Below are 15,570 nucleotides of genomic sequence, written 5' to 3'. Positions count from 1 at the left end.
TTAAAAATATACATTAATATAAAATGTTGGTACATATATAATTTTAAAATAATTTAAAATGGGAATAATTAAAAAATGTGATGGTATTGCTCCAGAAATTGGGAAAAATACTTATATAGCTGATAATGCCGTAATTGTAGGTGATGTTAAAATTGGGAAAGAATGTAGTATTTGGTGGAGTGCTGTGGTTAGAGGTGATGTTAATAGCATTACCATTGGAGATAAAACCAATATACAAGATGGTGCAGTAATTCATTGTACCTACAAAAAAGCATCCACCAAAATTGGAAATAAGGTTTCCATTGGACATAAAGCCATTGTTCATGGATGTACTATTGAAGATTCTGCCTTAGTTGGAATGGGCGCAATTGTGATGGATAATGCCATTGTTCAGTCTGGTGCTATGGTAGCTGCTGGAGCTGTGGTTCTGGAAAATACTATAGTTGAGTCAGGGTATATTTATGCAGGAGTACCCGCCAAAAAAGTCAAGAAGATTGAAGGAGAGATGCAAGAGATTTTTGAAAGAACAGCTAAAAATTATATGCTTTATAAAACTTGGTTTGAAGAATAAGCAATAGTCAATCAAAGTATCAACAAATACTCTGCATGACTACTATTTTTGATTAGAATTCAATATTGCTCTATATTGGGTCGCATTTTGGAATATATTTTATTTCAAATGTAAAAGGAAACGGAAACGAGTAATTATATATGAAAAATTCGAAAATAGTAGGCCTAGGTCATGCCGTACCTCAAACAGTGGTGACCAATGATGATATAGCGAAGTGGATTGATACCACTGATGAATGGATTACTGAAAGAACAGGCATAAAAGAAAGGCGCTTTTTTGATCCAGAGATAGAGGAATCCTTAGCAAAAATGGCTAAAAAAGCTGCTGATATGGCTTTGGAAAATGCAAAAATGAAAAATGATGATATCGATTTTATCATTTTTGCCAGTATCACACCTGATTATTTCTTTCCAGGATCAAGTGTTTTACTCCAGCGTGAAATGGGAATGGGAACAATAGGTTGTTTAGATATTAGAAATGCATGCTCAGGTTTTGTGTATAGTTTATCGGTGGCAGACCAATTTATTAAGACAGGAATGTATAAAAATATTATGGTAGTTGGTGGTGAAATCCAATCCACAGCCATTGATATGTCAGATAGAGGTCGTTCAACTGCCGTTATTTTTGGTGATGGGGTAGGAGTAGCAATTATGAGTGCGACTGATGAGCAAGGTGTTCTATCCACTCACTTACATGCCGAAGGAACTTATGCTGAAGAATTATATGTAAAAGATCCTGGTAGTAGTCGTCCAAGAGAGGAAAGACAACCAGAGCAAATATTGGATACTTCGGGTTATAAGGTTTATATGAATGGAAATATGGTTTTTAAACATGCGGTTGTTCGCTTTCAGGAAGTTATAAACGAAGCATTAGAGGCCAATAATTTGAAACCATCTGATATTAATATGTTAGTGCCACATCAGGCTAATCTTCGTATCTCTAAATTTATTCAATCCAAAATGGGATTATCAGACGATAAGGTCTATAATAACATCCAAAAATATGGAAATACAACTGCTGCCTCTATTCCAATAGCATTAAGTGAAGCCTGGCATGAAGGAAAGGTAAAAGAGGGAGATTTGGTATGTTTAGCTGCTTTTGGTAGTGGATTTACCTGGGGTTCAGCCCTGATAAGATGGTAATTATCTTATAATAGATATTATTTTTCTATTTAAATTATTAGATTTAACAAAAACAGAAAAGAATTATGATAACTCAACAATATAATCCTAGCCAGCTTGAAGTGGAATTTGCAAAAGCAATTAAAGAATTGGCTCCAGAAATAGAGGCTAAGTTAAGTCAATTTAAAATTATTAATGTAGAGGATAAAATTAAAGCGGATAATCCTATGGTCAGAGTTAAATTAACGGACAAGGATAACGATCAGCATGAGGTGGTTTTAAAAATCATTCAAAAGCCTGATCAGGTTTAGAAATTAGAATTAAAACTTTACAGGGTAGGTTTAAAAATCTACCCTTTTTATTTATGTCAAAATTCACCACCCAAGAATTAGATTTAGCTTCTGACCCCACTATACTATTGATTAAATATAGGATGATGGAAAAAGTATGGGATTTTTTAGAAGAAATGCAAGAGGAAATCCGTAAAGAACTGGAGCCTTTTACAGGTAAATTGCCAAAAGAATTAAATCTAGTTCATGGGAAAATATCCAAAGGCGAAAATTATAAGCGCTTACCATTCATGATGCTGGATTTTCCAGCTTTTTTCACCAAAGATGATATTTTAGCTTTTCGAACCATGTTCTATTGGGGGAATTTCATTTCTTCTACTTTTCATCTACAAGGTCAATTCTTAAAGAAATATGGAAAGGCTTTAATTGAAAACTTCAAAAATCATAAAGAGGTATTCTTTTGTGTTAATAATTCTCCTTGGAATTACGATTATAAATCAAATAATTACGTACTTCTTAATGAGATCAATATTGAGGAATTGGAAGATTATCTTCAAAATACTGATTTCATAAAACTTAGTATTAAATTCCCTGTGGATGAAATGCCTGAAAGAAAGCAGGATTTAATTAAATTCCTTTTGAATGGATTGAAAGTAATTCAAACAAATTGAAAAAGGGACTGTTCTCATTGCTAAAGATAAAACTATGTTTGGATTATTTAAAAAGAAGTCAGAAAAAGAGAAGTTAAATGAAGAATATAAAAAACTTCTAGCGGAATATCATAAATTGAGCAGTATTGACAGAAAGAAGGCAGACTTGAAAATGGCAGAAGCTGAAGAGGTAGCCAAAAAAATGGATGCCATAAAAAAATAAATAAAATTTTATGAACTTAGTACACGCTCCTTTTTACCAGGGATATGTTGATTTAGTAAAAGATGATATTGAAACTGAACTAAAGCATCAAATCAGTGAAATATCTGTTTTAATCAATAATATTCCAGATGATAAATGGAAATATAGATACGAAAAGGGAAAATGGAGTGTGGCTCAGTTAATGCAACATTGTATCGACACTGAGCGTATTATGGCTTTTCGGGCACTTTCTCTCGCTAGGGATGAAAAAGCTTCTCTTCCAGGGTTTTCTGAAAATGATTATGCTGATGCCTCAGAATATTCCCGTCAGGATAAATCAAAAATGGCGGAAGAATTTTATCATTTAAGAAAAAGTCACTTATCTTTATTTAAATCAATGCCCGATAAAATCCTCAAGAAGGAAGGGGAGGCAGATGGAAAGCCCATTTCAATTTTGAGTTTATGGTATATCATTGTCGGACATTGGAAACATCACCAAAAGGTGTTGGAAGAAAGATATTTTTAAATGTAAACTTCTGTAAATGAATTTTTTAATCAAATTACTTTTATCCTCATTAGCTGTTATTGTGGCTTCTTATATTCTTCCAGGAGTCCATGTTGAAGGTTTTTTTGATGCCCTTGTAGTATCCTTATTTTTAGCACTTTTCAGTGCTACGCTAAAGCCTTTATTAGTTATTTTAACAATTCCTGTGACAGTATTCACACTAGGATTTTTCTTGCTGGTAATCAATGCTTTAATGATTATGTTAGCAGATTATTTGGTTGATGGTTTTTATGTAGAAGGCTTTTGGTGGGCCTTGTTATTTGGGATAATTTTAGCAATTGTTAATGGTATTTTTGAAAGTGTCAGTAAAAAGAGTGAATAAATTTTAATTTATTGCGTTTTCTGAAAAAATAATGTAATTTATTTTCCAAATACAAACCATTAAATTATGAGTGCTCAAAATCCTGGCTTCGATGCCGCAGAAATTGACAAATTGAAGCAAAAAATTGCTCAACAGAAAAACAGCTTTGTCTTAGTTGATACGGAAGATAATAATGATGAATATAAGCATTTCCGTTTTACAGGAATGTATGAAGGGAAGGAAGTAATTTATGATGCAGTTATATATACGTTGCGCTTGCATCATGCTAGTGAGGTATATGAATTAGCGGAACATAAAGCCGCACAAAAATTCCCCAATTTTAAGCCAATCAAGTTTCAAGAGGATGAAAATGGAGATTTAAGAACATTGGATAATGTAGAGGAAGAAATTGGTCTTTACATTGCTGAGATGATAGATGATATTGAAGATGAGGAATTGGTGAAAGTTCAGGAGCATGTGGATATGGACAATGGCGGAGAATACGGGATAGGATTAGATATAGGTCTGAATGTAGACGAAGTGGATGATGAGGTGATGAATAAATTTGTTGCCGACTTTAATGAGGATAATCTTAAACTCGATGATACGCTTTACTCCTTTGTGTCTGATGAGGAAGAATATGATGTTGATTAAATTTAATAATTCCATCCTATTGACTTCAAAGAGGTATTAAAACCTACTAATTTCAAAAAATATTTTAGTTTTAATTTACTTAATATGAGCAATAAAAACATCATTAGTATACTATTGATAATAGTAGGTATTTCCTTAAGTTTTTTATTTAAAAATGAAGGCATTGGTTTCCTCAGTGGACTTTTGTTCGGAGTAGGTATTTCAATATTGACTATATCAAAATTTAATTCCAAAACAGCGAATTGATCTATAAGATTGATTGTTTTTTTACCATTTTTTGAAAAAAATGTTTGATCCTAAAGATATCCTAAAAATTGGTATTTAGATTAGTTACCTTATTTAGTGTAGAGAGTAAATACTTGAATTATAGAAGGTTAAATAAAAATTCACATCTTTATTGAATCAATTTCGTACAAAAGAATATAAATTCGATTAACAATCATTTTTTAACCTTAAATCTACACTATGTTACGATGGATTTTAATTTTCCTAGTTATTGCACTAGTTGCAGCTGTATTAGGATTTGGAGGCATAGCCGCTGGAGCCGCGGGAATAGCAAAAATAATTTTTTATATATTTTTGGTATTACTGGTCATATCTGTAATTGCTAGATTGGCAAGGGGCAGATGACAAGTTATGAGATAGTCCAATAAAATAATATAATGCTGATTCGAGAGGGTCGGCATTTTTTTTGTTCTTTTTTTACTATAATTTCGATTTAATTATTCAAATATTAAACAGACAGACCTATCTAGGGTTACCTTTACATATTTTTAATTAGATGCTGAAAATCGCCTACAGAAAAGAATACGCACACCCTCTTCCTGAAAATCATCGCTTTCCGATGGAGAAGTATGAATTGCTTCCCCAACAATTGATTTATGAGGGAACAGTAACGGAAAACAATTTCTATTCGCCTGAATTATTGTCTGAAGAAGATATTTTAGCTATTCATAAGGAAGAATATTGGCAGAAACTCAAAAATTTAGCTTTAAGCAGGAAAGAAGAAAGAAGGACTGGCTTTCCATTGTCTGCAGCCTTGGTGGAGAGGGAAAGAATAATTAATCAGGGTACTATTGATGCTGCTAATTTTGCTTTGCAATACGGTGTAGCTATGAACATTGCAGGTGGAACACATCATGCTTTTACAGACAAGGGAGAGGGTTTTTGTTTGTTAAATGACATTGCGATAGCTGCTCATTATTTATTGAAAAATAATAAAGCCCAAAAGATTTTAGTAGTCGATTTGGATGTGCATCAGGGCAATGGAACAGCAGAAATTTTTCAACACAATCCAAATGTTTTTACTTTTAGTATGCATGGTAAAGGCAACTATCCAATGCATAAAGAAAAATCGGATTTGGATATTGAATTGGAAGATAAGACAGATGATAAAACCTACCTCAAAATCTTAAGAGAAAATCTACCTCGATTAATTGATGAACAACAACCTGATTTTATCTTTTTTCAATCTGGAGTAGATGTTTTGGCAACGGATAAATTGGGTAGGTTGGGAATGAGTATTGGCGGTTGCAAAGAAAGGGATAAGGTAGTATTTGAACATTGTTATAAAAATGAAATTCCCGTTGTAGCAAGCATGGGAGGTGGCTATTCTGAAAAAATTGCTCATATTATTGAGGCTCATGCCAATACCTATCGTCTTGCTCAAGACATCTACTTCTGAAAATTGTGACCTTTTTTCAGGAAATTCGTATCTTTAATGTATGTCTAAAGAAAAATCTCTTTTTCGGCAGAGTGTAGTCTTTGGTAGCTACATTATCTTAATCCTTTGGTTGGTGAAAGCTGCCGAATGGGGTTTTGCAACTAATTTTGCTCATTTTGGCATTATGCCTCGCCATTTATTGGGCACTATCGGGATTTTTACTTCCCCTTTTATCCATGGTGACTTTTTGCATTTGCTATCCAATAGCTTTTCTTTGATGCTATTGATTATCATTCTCTTTTTCTTCTATGATAAAATTGCCCTCAAGGCTTTGCTTTATATTTATATAGTAACGGGTGTTTTCGTATGGATTATAGCTCGTGAAGCCTATCATATTGGCGCAAGTGGAGTGATTTACGGGATTGCTTCCTTTATTCTATTTAGTGGGTTACTTCGTAAAAATCAATCCTCTTTAGCACTTTCATTTGTTGTTTTACTTTTATATGGTGGAATGTTTTACGGGGTTTTGCCGCAGGATGGACATATTTCTTGGGAGTCTCACTTAATGGGCTTATTAACTGGACTTCTAGTGGCTTTATGGATGAAAAATGAATTTGCAGGACAAGCTGAATTGAAACTATATTTTGAAAAAGATTGGGAAGAAGAGGAGTTTGAGGATGATGGTGAACATTATAATTTTACCAACCCTGATCATCAATTTTTATATGAATATAAAGAATCAAAAAAAGAGGATAAGAATAAAGATGATAAATTAGCTTGAATCTGCTTTTTATAAGCTTTGCACTTTAATTTGTTTGATTAACTTTGCAAGCGTTTGTAAAACCTAATTTATCTTAATCACGCGTAAGATGAAATTTACGTGATCTTTAAAAATACTTAAAAACACATGAAAAACTTATCATTAGTACTTAATATCATTTTAATCGTTGCAGTTGCCTATTTATTCATTGACAAATTCAGTGGAAGCGAAGAAGCAGAAGAGAATACATCAACTGAACAAAAAGATGATAAAATATATCAAAATGTAGCCATCGCTTATGTTCATTCCGATTCTTTATTAGCAAAATACGATTTCATGCAAGAAATTGAATCTGAGTTAGGTGAGCTATCTCAGAAATACGAGAAAGAATATCAAAATAGAGCGCAAGGATTACAAAATGAAATAAATGACTTCCAAAGAACTGCTCAAAACTTAACCGTTGCGCAAGGAAAGGCATTGGAAGAAAACTTGATGAAAAAGCAGCAGAATTTAAGGGTTTATCAAGAAGATTTATCAATGAAATTACGTCAGAAAGAGGCAGAGTTGAACAATGAATTATATAAAACCATCAGTGATTATCTGAAAGAATATGGAGATGATAATAATCTTCAATTGGTTTTAACTTATTCAAGAGGAAGTGACGTTTTATATGCAAATGACGGATTGGAAATTACGAATGAAGTAATTGCTGGATTAAATAAAGCGTATAATGAAAAAGAAACTTCAGAAGTTTCTGAATAAAAGAATTTAAATTTATTGTTTGGCCCGTTCCTTAAATGGTGCGGGCTTTTTAATTTTACCTAAATTTAAAACATTAGGAAAGTTTTAGGGTATTCTTAATACTTTACTTCAATTAATTTGAATTAAGGTTGAATTCCCATTATTTTTGACAAGTTTAATAGAAATCGACATATATGGCTGAAGTAATAAAAATGCCCAAAATGAGTGACACCATGGAGGAAGGTGTAATAGCCTCATGGTTAGTTAAAGAGGGCGATGAGGTATCATCAGGAGATATATTGGCTGAGGTTGAAACCGATAAAGCCACAATGGAATTAGAGTCTTACGAAGACGGAGTGATTTTACACATCGGAATTAAAGAAGGAGATGCAGTTCCCGTTGATGGTGTAATAGCTATCATAGGTGAAAAAGATGAAGATATTAAGGACTTACTGAAAGAAATCGAAAACGGTGGAGGTTCTGATAAGTCTGAAAAATCTGAAGATGAAGATAAAAAAGAAGATAAAGGCTCAGATAAAGACAGTGGAGAAGAAATTGATGCTTCGGATGTGAATGCAAGCCTAATCACCATGCCTAAAATGAGTGATACCATGGAAGAAGGCGTGATTGCTTCATGGTTGAAGAAAGAAGGCGATAAAGTGGAAGCTGGGGATATATTGGCTGAAGTAGAAACTGATAAGGCCACTATGGAACTGGAAGCTTACGAAGACGGAACCTTATTATATATTGGAATTAAAGAAGGAGATGCTGCTCCAATAGATGGTGTAATTGCTGTTGTTGGTGAAGAGGGTGCTGATTATGAGAAATTATTAAAAGCACATGAGCAAAAATCTTCAGGTGGAGGAGAAAGCAAGAAAGAGGACAAAGAGGAAAAGAACGAAAAATCTGAAGATAAATCATCTGAAAGCAAATCTGATTCAGGAAGTCCTAAACCAACACCACCTGCTGAAGCTGCTAATAAGCAGAAAAATGGAAAAGATGGTGGAAGAATATTTGCCAGCCCATTAGCTAAGAAAATTGCTAAAGATAAAGGAATTGATTTAGCAGAAGTAAATGGTTCAGGTGGTAATGGTAGAATCATCAAATCTGATGTTGAAAACTTCACGCCTAAGCAGAAATCTCAGGAATCAGCTAAGCAAGACTCTTCTTCAGATCAGGCTATGAGTATTCCTCAAGTTGTGGGCGAAGAAAGCTATGAAGAGGTTAAGGTTTCTCAGATGAGAAAAACGGTTGCTAAAAGACTTTCTGAAAGCAAGTTTACAGCTCCACATTTCTATGTGACCATGGAAATTAATATGGATAAAGCAATGGAGGCCCGTAAGAGCATCAATGAAGTGAGTCCAGTTAAGATATCTTTTAATGACATGGTGATTAAAGCGGTTGCGGCATCATTGCGTCAGCATCCTAAGGTGAACAGCTCATGGATGGGAGATAAAATCAGAAGAAATAATCACGTTCATGTGGGAATGGCAGTAGCGGTTGAGGAAGGTTTATTAGTTCCTGTAATTCGTTTTGCTGATAATAAATCACTATCGCACATAGCAACTGAAGCTAAGGATTTTGCTAAAAAAGCAAAAAATAAAGAATTAGAGCCAAAAGATTGGGAAGGTAATACTTTCACAGTTTCTAACTTAGGTATGTTTGGTGTAGAAGAATTCACTGCAATTATTAATCCACCTGATGCTTGTATTTTGGCAGTAGGAGGAATTAAACAAACAGCTGTTGTGAAAGATGGTCAATTAGTTCCAGGTAACGTAATGAAAGTAACTCTTTCTTGCGATCATAGAGTAGTCGATGGAGCGGTTGGTTCTGCATTCTTACAAACCTTAAAAGGATTGTTAGAAGACCCAGTGAGAATACTGATTTAAAAATTATATTAACTTGTATTATAAAGTCTCGTTGTTTTAAACGAGACTTTTTTATTACTAATATTTAAGCCAATATATTAAGATGTCAAAAATAAAATCAACTACCGTATGTGCGGTTGTACATAAAGGGCAAGTAGCCATTGGAGCTGATGGACAAGCTACAATGGGAAATACTGTTGCTAAAAGCAATGTAAAGAAAATCAGAAAATTACAAGATGGAAAAATAGTAACTGGCTTTGCCGGTTCTACAGCAGATGCTTTCAATCTATTAGAAAAGTTTGATGAAAAACTCAATGCTTTTGGAGGCAATATGAAGCGAGCAGCTATTGAATTAGCAAAGGAATGGAGGACAGATCGCTATTTAAGAAAGCTGGAAGCTATGATGATTGTGGCGGACAAAGAAGAAGTTCTGATTATATCTGGAACAGGTGATGTTTTAGAACCGGATAATCAAATTGCTACCATCGGTTCTGGAAGTATGTATGCACAATCAGCAGCAACTGCTTTGAAGAAACATGCAGGTGAAAATTTATCAGCAGAAGATATTGTAAGAGAAAGCTTACATATTGCAGCTGATATCTGTATTTATACCAACCATAATTTGGTTGTTGAAACAATAGGGTAATTTTTTAAGATTTAGCCTTTTTATTATTTTTAAAAAGAGACTTTTAAATTCAAGTACTATGAGATTTTATCATAATCCTAGATGCGGGAAAAGCAGGGAAGCTTTAAAAATACTACAAGAGAAAGGAATTGAGCCTGAGATCGTGGAATATTTAAAGAATATACCCACTCATGCAGAATTAGAAGATGTCCTTAAGAAACTGGACATGAAAGCTGAAGATCTACTTCGTAAAAATGAGAAAGTTTTCAAAGAAATGTATAAAGGAAAAGATCTATCTGATTCAAAATGGATAGAGGCAATGATTGCTGAACCAAAATTAATTGAAAGACCTATTTTCATTAATGGAGATAAAGCAGTGGTAGGTAGGCCACCTGAAAAAGTATTAGAATTACTTTAGAATTTATTACTAAAGATTTTAGAAAGGTGATAGGTATTTAATGCTTGTCACTTTTTTTTGCTATCGTATAACCATTTCCTAAGTTTTAACCTGAGTTCGACTCTAATTTGTAAATTCAGATTTTTCACCCAAGGGGTGACCAGCCTATGGCTGGCATCCATTCAATAGACAAGGCGTCTTTTAGAAGATATAGCAAGCTATATCGAGGGAAGACAACTCAGTATATTGGATTATATGGAAAAGCTTTTCCTATTCCACCTCTAAACACCGATTTTCTTCCTAAAAATTCTTTACAATAGCCAGCTATTGCTTCAGAATTTTTAGTTGAAACTCACTATTTATACGGCGGTCTGAATCCTAAATTAGAATCGAACTCAGGTTTATAATATTCTACATTAAAACAATAACTTATTTCATAGGTTCATAAATTGAATTTACCACTTCTGTAATCATTGCTTTTAAATTTTAGAATAATTCTCTAAATTATAAGAATTCAAGAATTATTAAGTATTGGTATTATCTATAATATCATAAATAATATAGATAAAAATAATCGAAAGGTAAATCGTATATTACAACTATAACTAAAACAAAATTATTATGGAACATATGAATAATCTCGGAGATGTAGGAAAGTGCCCCGTAATGCATGGTGGAAATACTAAAATAGGCGGGAATGGTACTTTAAACAAAGATTGGTGGCCAAACCAATTAAATTTGGGAATTCTACATCAACATTCTTCAAAGTCAAATCCATTAGGAGAAGATTTTGATTATGCTGAGGCATTTAAAAAGGTAAATCTACCAGAGCTTAAGAAAGATATTGAAAAGGTATTAACAACTTCTCAAGATTGGTGGCCAGCTGACTACGGTCATTATGGACCATTTATGATCAGAATGGCCTGGCATAGTGCCGGAACATATAGAACTGGTGACGGTCGTGGTGGTGCAGGAACAGGTAATCAAAGATTTGCACCCATTAACAGCTGGCCTGATAATGGTAATTTAGACAAGGCTAGAAGATTACTTTGGCCTATCAAGCAAAAATATGGAAATAGCGTTTCATGGGCAGATTTGTTTATATTAACTGGAAATGTTGCACTTGAATCAATGGGATTCAAAACTTTCGGTTTTGGTGGTGGACGTGAAGACATTTTCCAGCCAGAAGAAGATATTTACTGGGGAGCAGAAGAAACCTGGTTAGGAAATAACCGCTATACAGGTGAAAGAGATTTAGAAAATCCTTTAGCTGCTGTTCAAATGGGGTTGATTTATGTTAATCCTGAATCTGCCATGGGAATCCTGATCCACAGAAATCTGCTCACGATATCCGTGAGACTTTTAAACGAATGGCCATGAATGATTATGAAACAGCGGCATTAACTGCTGGTGGTCATACATTTGGTAAAACTCATGGTGCAGGTGACGCTGCATTAGTAGGTCCAGAGCCAGAGGCAGCGCCAATGGAGCAAATGGGCTTAGGCTGGATTAGCAGTCATAAGAGTGGTAAAGGTAGAGACACTATTACTAGTGGCTTGGAAGGTGCATGGACTCCAACTCCAACCCAATGGGATATGAGTTATTTTGATGTTCTTTTCGGTTATGATTGGGAGTTATCAAAAAGTCCTGCTGGTGCACATCAATGGGTACCTAAGAATTTGGCAGATAAAGATAAAGCACCTGACGCAGAAGATGCTTCCATGAAGGTAGGTATTATGATGTCTACTGCTGATATGGCCATGAAAGTAGACCCTGATTATCGCAAAATATGCGAGCATTTTCATAAAAACCCAGAAGAATTTGCAGATGCATTTGCAAGAGCCTGGTTTAAATTAACACATAGAGATATGGGGCCTAAAGTAAGATATTTAGGGTCAGAAGTTCCAGAAGAAGATTTAGATTGGCAAGATCCAATTCCTGCAGTTGATTATGAAATAATCAATGATGGGGATGTAAAAGAATTAAAAGCTCAGATTTTAGAAACAGGTCTTTCTGTTTCTGAATTGGTATATACTGCATGGTCTTCTGCTTCCACTTTCAGAGGTTCTGACAAAAAAGGTGGAGCAAATGGTGCTAGAATAGCATTGACACCTCAAAAAGATTGGGAAGTAAATCAGCCGGCTCAATTATCTAAAGTATTGAATGCGCTTACCGATATTCAGAATAAATTCAATGATGCTCAATCTGGAAACAAGAAAGTTTCTTTGGCTGATTTAATTGTCTTAGGAGGTTGTGCAGCAGTTGAGAAAGCAGCAAAAGATGCTGGTCATAAGGTGGAAGTTCCTTTCACACCAGGTAGAGCTGACACAACTCAGGAATTAACGGATGCTGATTCATTCGAATGGTTGAAGCCAGAAGCTGATGGATTCAGAAACTATAGAAGAGCGGCATTCATAGTTCCAGATGAGGAAATGTTGATCGATAAAGCACAATTATTAGAGTTAAGTGCTCCTGAAATGACTGTTTTAGTTGGAGGGCTAAGAGCTTTAGATGCAAATTATAATAACTCTAAGCATGGTGTTTTAACTAATAGCCCTGGTAAATTAACGAATGATTTCTTTGTGAATATTACCGATATCAATACCACTTGGGCGCCTGCAAAGGAAGATGATATTTTTGAAGGTAAAGACAGAAATAGTGGAGACGTTAAATGGACTGGGACTAGAGTAGATTTAGTATTTGGTTCTAATTCTCAATTGAGAGCGATATCTGAAGTTTACGCTCAAAACGATGCTAAAGAGAAATTTGTAAAGGATTTCGTTAAAGCATGGGATAAAGTGATGAACTTAGATAGATTCGATTTGAAATAATAATAAAGGTTTAATAATATTAAAAAGACAACCCATATGAGTTGTCTTTTTTTGTTTAATTACTCATTATAAAAAGGAAAAAATGATAGTTGTTTAATATGACTAGTATTGAATAAAAGTTATTTTTACATTTTAAGAAATACTCAAATCACATTTTTTATTACACTTTTTATGAAACCCATTAATAGCTTTTTATATCTTATCTTTTTACTAATCTTAAATGCCTGTAATCCTCAAGAAATGAAAGAAAATGAGAGTAAATCAATAGCAGATTTTCCTGATGGGGTAGCTTATGAAATTTTCATTCAATCTTGGGCAGATGGTAATGGAGATGGAATAGGGGATTTCAAGGGAGCAACTCAAAAACTGGATTATTTGGAAGAACTAGGAGTTTCTGCAGTTTGGCTGATGCCCATTATGCCTTCCCTTAGTTATCATAAATATGATGTCACGGATTACAAAGCCATCCATCCTGATTATGGGACTATGGACGATTTTAAAACCTTTCTTGCAGAGGCACATAAACGAAATATCAAAGTGGTGATTGATATGATCATCAATCATACTGCAGCTTATCATCCATGGTTTGAAGAAGCTAAAAAAGGTAAAGATAATCCATACAGAGATTATTATGTGTGGGCTGATCGAGATAGCATAGCCGGTCAAATTGCCAAAAAGGAAGTCACGCAGGATTCAGATAATATTACCCAATGGCATGCAGTGGATGATAAAAAGGAGGAAGAACATTATTACGGCTTCTTTTGGGGTGGAATGCCGGATTTGAATTTCGATAATCCAAAGGTGAGACAAGAAATATATGATATCGGTAAATTTTGGTTGGATGATATAGGAGTTGATGGATTTCGATTAGATGCTGCCAAACATATCTTTCCAGATGATAGATTAAAAGATTCCTATGAATTTTGGCAAAAGTACAGAGATGAAATGCGAAAAATTAAGCCTGATGTTTATTTAGTAGGAGAGGTTTGGGCTTCATCTGAGATTGTTAAGGAGTTTGCAAAAGGATTGCCAGCTTTATTTAATTTCGATTTAGCGGGTAGCATTCAGCAATCTGTTATTCAAGGCAAAAATGTTGCGGCAACTATTGAAGGACCAAAATGGGTGAATCTAGAAAATGAGGATTTAATAAGTCGTTTGATTAAACAAAGAGAAGTTTTTAAATCGGCTACGGATGATTATCAAGATGCCATTTTTCTCAGCAATCATGATCAAAACCGAGTGATGAGTAATTTTAAAGGAGAAGTTAAAAAAGCTAAAATGGCAGCTTCTATTTTATTGACTTTGCCTGGAACGCCTTATATTTATTATGGTGAAGAAATCGGCATGTTAGGCAAAAAGCCCGACCCGAATATCAGAGAGCCTTTTTTATGGGCTGATGCTGAAAGTGATAGTTTGAGAACGACTTGGATGGATCCTGAATTTACTTTGGATAAAACGGTAAATCCATTAAGCCAGCAAATAGATAATCCTAATTCATTATTCAATCACTATGAAAAGTGGATTCAATTGAGAAATCACAATGAAATCCTGACAAAAGGAGGAATTGAGCAATTTGATAATCAAAATGCTAATCTATTGGCATTTACTCGGGTTTTAGGAGAAGAAAAGTTGCATGTAATCCATAATTTATCATCCAAATCACAAGCTTTAAAAGTTACTCCAAAAGAAATTGTTTTTGGTGAGGGAAATTTGGAGAATGGGAATCTTAAAGCGAATACTTCAATCATTTTCAAATGAATAAATTCCAACTCAAAATAGAACCCAAAGCCTCCGCTTTTGATGCTATGGGACATGTCAATAATGTGGTTTATTTGCAATGGGTTCAGGATGTTGCAGAAGCTCATTGGAAGCATATATCCGGTCAGGACGATGATAAAATTAATTTATGGGTCGCTTTAAGGCACGAAATAGATTATAAAAAGGAGATTACACCAGAAGAAAAGATTGTGGCTGAAACTTGGGTGGCTTCGATGGAAGGCGTAAAATCTGAAAGGATGACCAGAATATTCAATTCGGAAACAGATCAAACCAAAGCTGAAGCTCGTACTTTTTGGTGCTTATTGGATGCTAAAAGCAAGAGGCCGAAGCGGATTCCGGAGGAGATGAAAAGAAAGTATAGCCCCTAGCCCGCCAGCTGGCGGGGAACTGGAAGCACAGAGTTAGGTTAGTACTAGAGGTCAGAACAGCAAATCAAAAATCATAATACTTGATACTAGATACCATTGATTTGTCTCCAGTTGAAATTTATCTCGAGTTGAAAATAGGGTAATTGAAATAGGTCTTGATTCTAGGTTCTAGGCTCTAATTTGT

The 15,570-nt window shown here is 34.4% G+C and carries 17 protein-coding genes and 1 pseudogene; all 18 read left to right on the top strand.

The features are described from left to right. Window positions 1–58: 58 nt before the first annotated feature. The 18 genes and pseudogenes from ABWH96_RS13615 (at window position 59) to ABWH96_RS13530 (ending at window position 15,386) form a co-directional block, all read left to right on the top strand. Window positions 59–571, top strand: coding sequence for a gamma carbonic anhydrase family protein (locus ABWH96_RS13615; RefSeq protein ID WP_375578072.1), 513 nt, complete (start codon window positions 59–61; stop codon window positions 569–571). A 140-nt stretch (window positions 572–711) separates the two neighbouring features. Then, window positions 712–1,713 carry a 3-oxoacyl-ACP synthase III family protein gene (locus tag ABWH96_RS13610; RefSeq protein ID WP_375578071.1) on the top strand — a complete coding sequence of 334 codons (1,002 nt, stop codon included), beginning with the start codon at window positions 712–714 and terminating at the stop codon, window positions 1,711–1,713. A 65-nt stretch (window positions 1,714–1,778) separates the two neighbouring features. Beyond that, window positions 1,779–2,003: a hypothetical protein gene (locus ABWH96_RS13605; RefSeq protein WP_375578070.1), complete on the top strand. Its 225-nt coding sequence runs from the start codon at window positions 1,779–1,781 to the stop codon at window positions 2,001–2,003. A gap of 53 nt (window positions 2,004–2,056) precedes the next feature. Further along, the gene (locus ABWH96_RS13600; protein WP_375578069.1) at window positions 2,057–2,653 is read left to right on the top strand and encodes a hypothetical protein; all 597 of its coding nucleotides are present in this window, start codon (window positions 2,057–2,059) and stop codon (window positions 2,651–2,653) included. Window positions 2,654–2,687: 34 nt separating this feature from the next. Beyond that, complete coding sequence (locus tag ABWH96_RS13595; RefSeq protein ID WP_375578068.1) at window positions 2,688–2,855, top strand: Lacal_2735 family protein; 168 nt, start codon at window positions 2,688–2,690, stop codon at window positions 2,853–2,855. A gap of 10 nt (window positions 2,856–2,865) precedes the next feature. After that, window positions 2,866–3,360, top strand: coding sequence for a DinB family protein (locus tag ABWH96_RS13590; RefSeq protein ID WP_375578067.1), 495 nt, complete (start codon window positions 2,866–2,868; stop codon window positions 3,358–3,360). Between the two features lie 16 nt (window positions 3,361–3,376). Then, on the top strand, window positions 3,377–3,721 hold the full coding sequence (locus ABWH96_RS13585) for a phage holin family protein (RefSeq protein WP_375578066.1): 345 nt from the start codon (window positions 3,377–3,379) through the stop codon (window positions 3,719–3,721). 66 nt (window positions 3,722–3,787) lie between these two features. After that, entirely contained in the window at window positions 3,788–4,354 is a 567-nt protein-coding gene (locus ABWH96_RS13580; RefSeq protein WP_375578065.1) for a hypothetical protein, read from the top strand. 465 nt (window positions 4,355–4,819) lie between these two features. Next, a complete protein-coding gene (locus tag ABWH96_RS13575) occupies window positions 4,820–4,984 on the top strand; it encodes a DUF1328 domain-containing protein (protein WP_375578064.1) in 165 nt (54 codons plus the stop codon). Window positions 4,985–5,135: 151 nt separating this feature from the next. Further along, the gene (locus tag ABWH96_RS13570) at window positions 5,136–6,038 is read left to right on the top strand and encodes a histone deacetylase (protein WP_375578063.1); all 903 of its coding nucleotides are present in this window, start codon (window positions 5,136–5,138) and stop codon (window positions 6,036–6,038) included. A gap of 40 nt (window positions 6,039–6,078) precedes the next feature. After that, window positions 6,079–6,798 (top strand): rhomboid family intramembrane serine protease, encoded by a 720-nt coding sequence (locus tag ABWH96_RS13565; protein ID WP_375578062.1) that lies wholly within the window; start codon window positions 6,079–6,081, stop codon window positions 6,796–6,798. A gap of 126 nt (window positions 6,799–6,924) precedes the next feature. Next, entirely contained in the window at window positions 6,925–7,539 is a 615-nt protein-coding gene (locus ABWH96_RS13560; RefSeq protein ID WP_375578061.1) for an OmpH family outer membrane protein, read from the top strand. Window positions 7,540–7,712: 173 nt separating this feature from the next. Then, complete coding sequence (locus tag ABWH96_RS13555) at window positions 7,713–9,407, top strand: pyruvate dehydrogenase complex dihydrolipoamide acetyltransferase (RefSeq protein WP_375578060.1); 1,695 nt, start codon at window positions 7,713–7,715, stop codon at window positions 9,405–9,407. 82 nt (window positions 9,408–9,489) lie between these two features. Then, window positions 9,490–10,032 carry an ATP-dependent protease subunit HslV gene (gene hslV, locus ABWH96_RS13550; protein WP_375578059.1) on the top strand — a complete coding sequence of 181 codons (543 nt, stop codon included), beginning with the start codon at window positions 9,490–9,492 and terminating at the stop codon, window positions 10,030–10,032. Between the two features lie 58 nt (window positions 10,033–10,090). Next, window positions 10,091–10,429 carry an arsenate reductase (glutaredoxin) gene (gene arsC / locus ABWH96_RS13545; protein ID WP_375578058.1) on the top strand — a complete coding sequence of 113 codons (339 nt, stop codon included), beginning with the start codon at window positions 10,091–10,093 and terminating at the stop codon, window positions 10,427–10,429. A gap of 600 nt (window positions 10,430–11,029) precedes the next feature. Beyond that, a pseudogene (katG, locus tag ABWH96_RS13540) lies at window positions 11,030–13,239 on the top strand (catalase/peroxidase HPI). 171 nt (window positions 13,240–13,410) lie between these two features. Beyond that, window positions 13,411–14,997 (top strand): alpha-amylase family glycosyl hydrolase, encoded by a 1,587-nt coding sequence (locus ABWH96_RS13535; protein ID WP_375578057.1) that lies wholly within the window; start codon window positions 13,411–13,413, stop codon window positions 14,995–14,997. Further along, window positions 14,994–15,386, top strand: coding sequence for an acyl-CoA thioesterase (locus tag ABWH96_RS13530; protein ID WP_375578056.1), 393 nt, complete (start codon window positions 14,994–14,996; stop codon window positions 15,384–15,386). The genes ABWH96_RS13535 and ABWH96_RS13530 overlap by 4 nt, the downstream gene beginning before the upstream one ends. Window positions 15,387–15,570: the final 184 nt, after the last annotated feature.

Origin of the sequence: Marivirga tractuosa, from assembly GCF_042140215.1 — a bacterium.
Classification (GTDB): domain Bacteria; phylum Bacteroidota; class Bacteroidia; order Cytophagales; family Cyclobacteriaceae; genus Marivirga; species Marivirga tractuosa_A.
The sequence above is the reverse complement of the archived record's forward strand: the minus strand, read 5'-3'. Positions and strand labels throughout refer to the sequence as shown.

What these genes read in the sequence shown, in the direction of transcription:
- ABWH96_RS13615 (WP_375578072.1), top strand. Translation starts at nt 59, where the DNA reads ATGGGAATAATTAAAAAATGTGATGGTATTGCTCCAGAAATTGGGAAA.
- ABWH96_RS13575 (WP_375578064.1), top strand. Translation starts at nt 4,820, where the DNA reads ATGTTACGATGGATTTTAATTTTCCTAGTTATTGCACTAGTTGCAGCT.
- ABWH96_RS13610 (WP_375578071.1), top strand. Translation starts at nt 712, where the DNA reads ATGAAAAATTCGAAAATAGTAGGCCTAGGTCATGCCGTACCTCAAACA.
- ABWH96_RS13600 (WP_375578069.1), top strand. Translation starts at nt 2,057, where the DNA reads ATGTCAAAATTCACCACCCAAGAATTAGATTTAGCTTCTGACCCCACT.
- ABWH96_RS13585 (WP_375578066.1), top strand. Translation starts at nt 3,377, where the DNA reads ATGAATTTTTTAATCAAATTACTTTTATCCTCATTAGCTGTTATTGTG.
- hslV (WP_375578059.1), top strand. Translation starts at nt 9,490, where the DNA reads ATGTCAAAAATAAAATCAACTACCGTATGTGCGGTTGTACATAAAGGG.
- ABWH96_RS13580 (WP_375578065.1), top strand. Translation starts at nt 3,788, where the DNA reads ATGAGTGCTCAAAATCCTGGCTTCGATGCCGCAGAAATTGACAAATTG.
- ABWH96_RS13605 (WP_375578070.1), top strand. Translation starts at nt 1,779, where the DNA reads ATGATAACTCAACAATATAATCCTAGCCAGCTTGAAGTGGAATTTGCA.
- ABWH96_RS13555 (WP_375578060.1), top strand. Translation starts at nt 7,713, where the DNA reads ATGGCTGAAGTAATAAAAATGCCCAAAATGAGTGACACCATGGAGGAA.
- ABWH96_RS13530 (WP_375578056.1), top strand. Translation starts at nt 14,994, where the DNA reads ATGAATAAATTCCAACTCAAAATAGAACCCAAAGCCTCCGCTTTTGAT.
- ABWH96_RS13535 (WP_375578057.1), top strand. Translation starts at nt 13,411, where the DNA reads ATGAAACCCATTAATAGCTTTTTATATCTTATCTTTTTACTAATCTTA.
- ABWH96_RS13590 (WP_375578067.1), top strand. Translation starts at nt 2,866, where the DNA reads ATGAACTTAGTACACGCTCCTTTTTACCAGGGATATGTTGATTTAGTA.
- arsC (WP_375578058.1), top strand. Translation starts at nt 10,091, where the DNA reads ATGAGATTTTATCATAATCCTAGATGCGGGAAAAGCAGGGAAGCTTTA.
- ABWH96_RS13570 (WP_375578063.1), top strand. Translation starts at nt 5,136, where the DNA reads ATGCTGAAAATCGCCTACAGAAAAGAATACGCACACCCTCTTCCTGAA.
- ABWH96_RS13560 (WP_375578061.1), top strand. Translation starts at nt 6,925, where the DNA reads ATGAAAAACTTATCATTAGTACTTAATATCATTTTAATCGTTGCAGTT.
- ABWH96_RS13565 (WP_375578062.1), top strand. Translation starts at nt 6,079, where the DNA reads ATGTCTAAAGAAAAATCTCTTTTTCGGCAGAGTGTAGTCTTTGGTAGC.
- ABWH96_RS13595 (WP_375578068.1), top strand. Translation starts at nt 2,688, where the DNA reads ATGTTTGGATTATTTAAAAAGAAGTCAGAAAAAGAGAAGTTAAATGAA.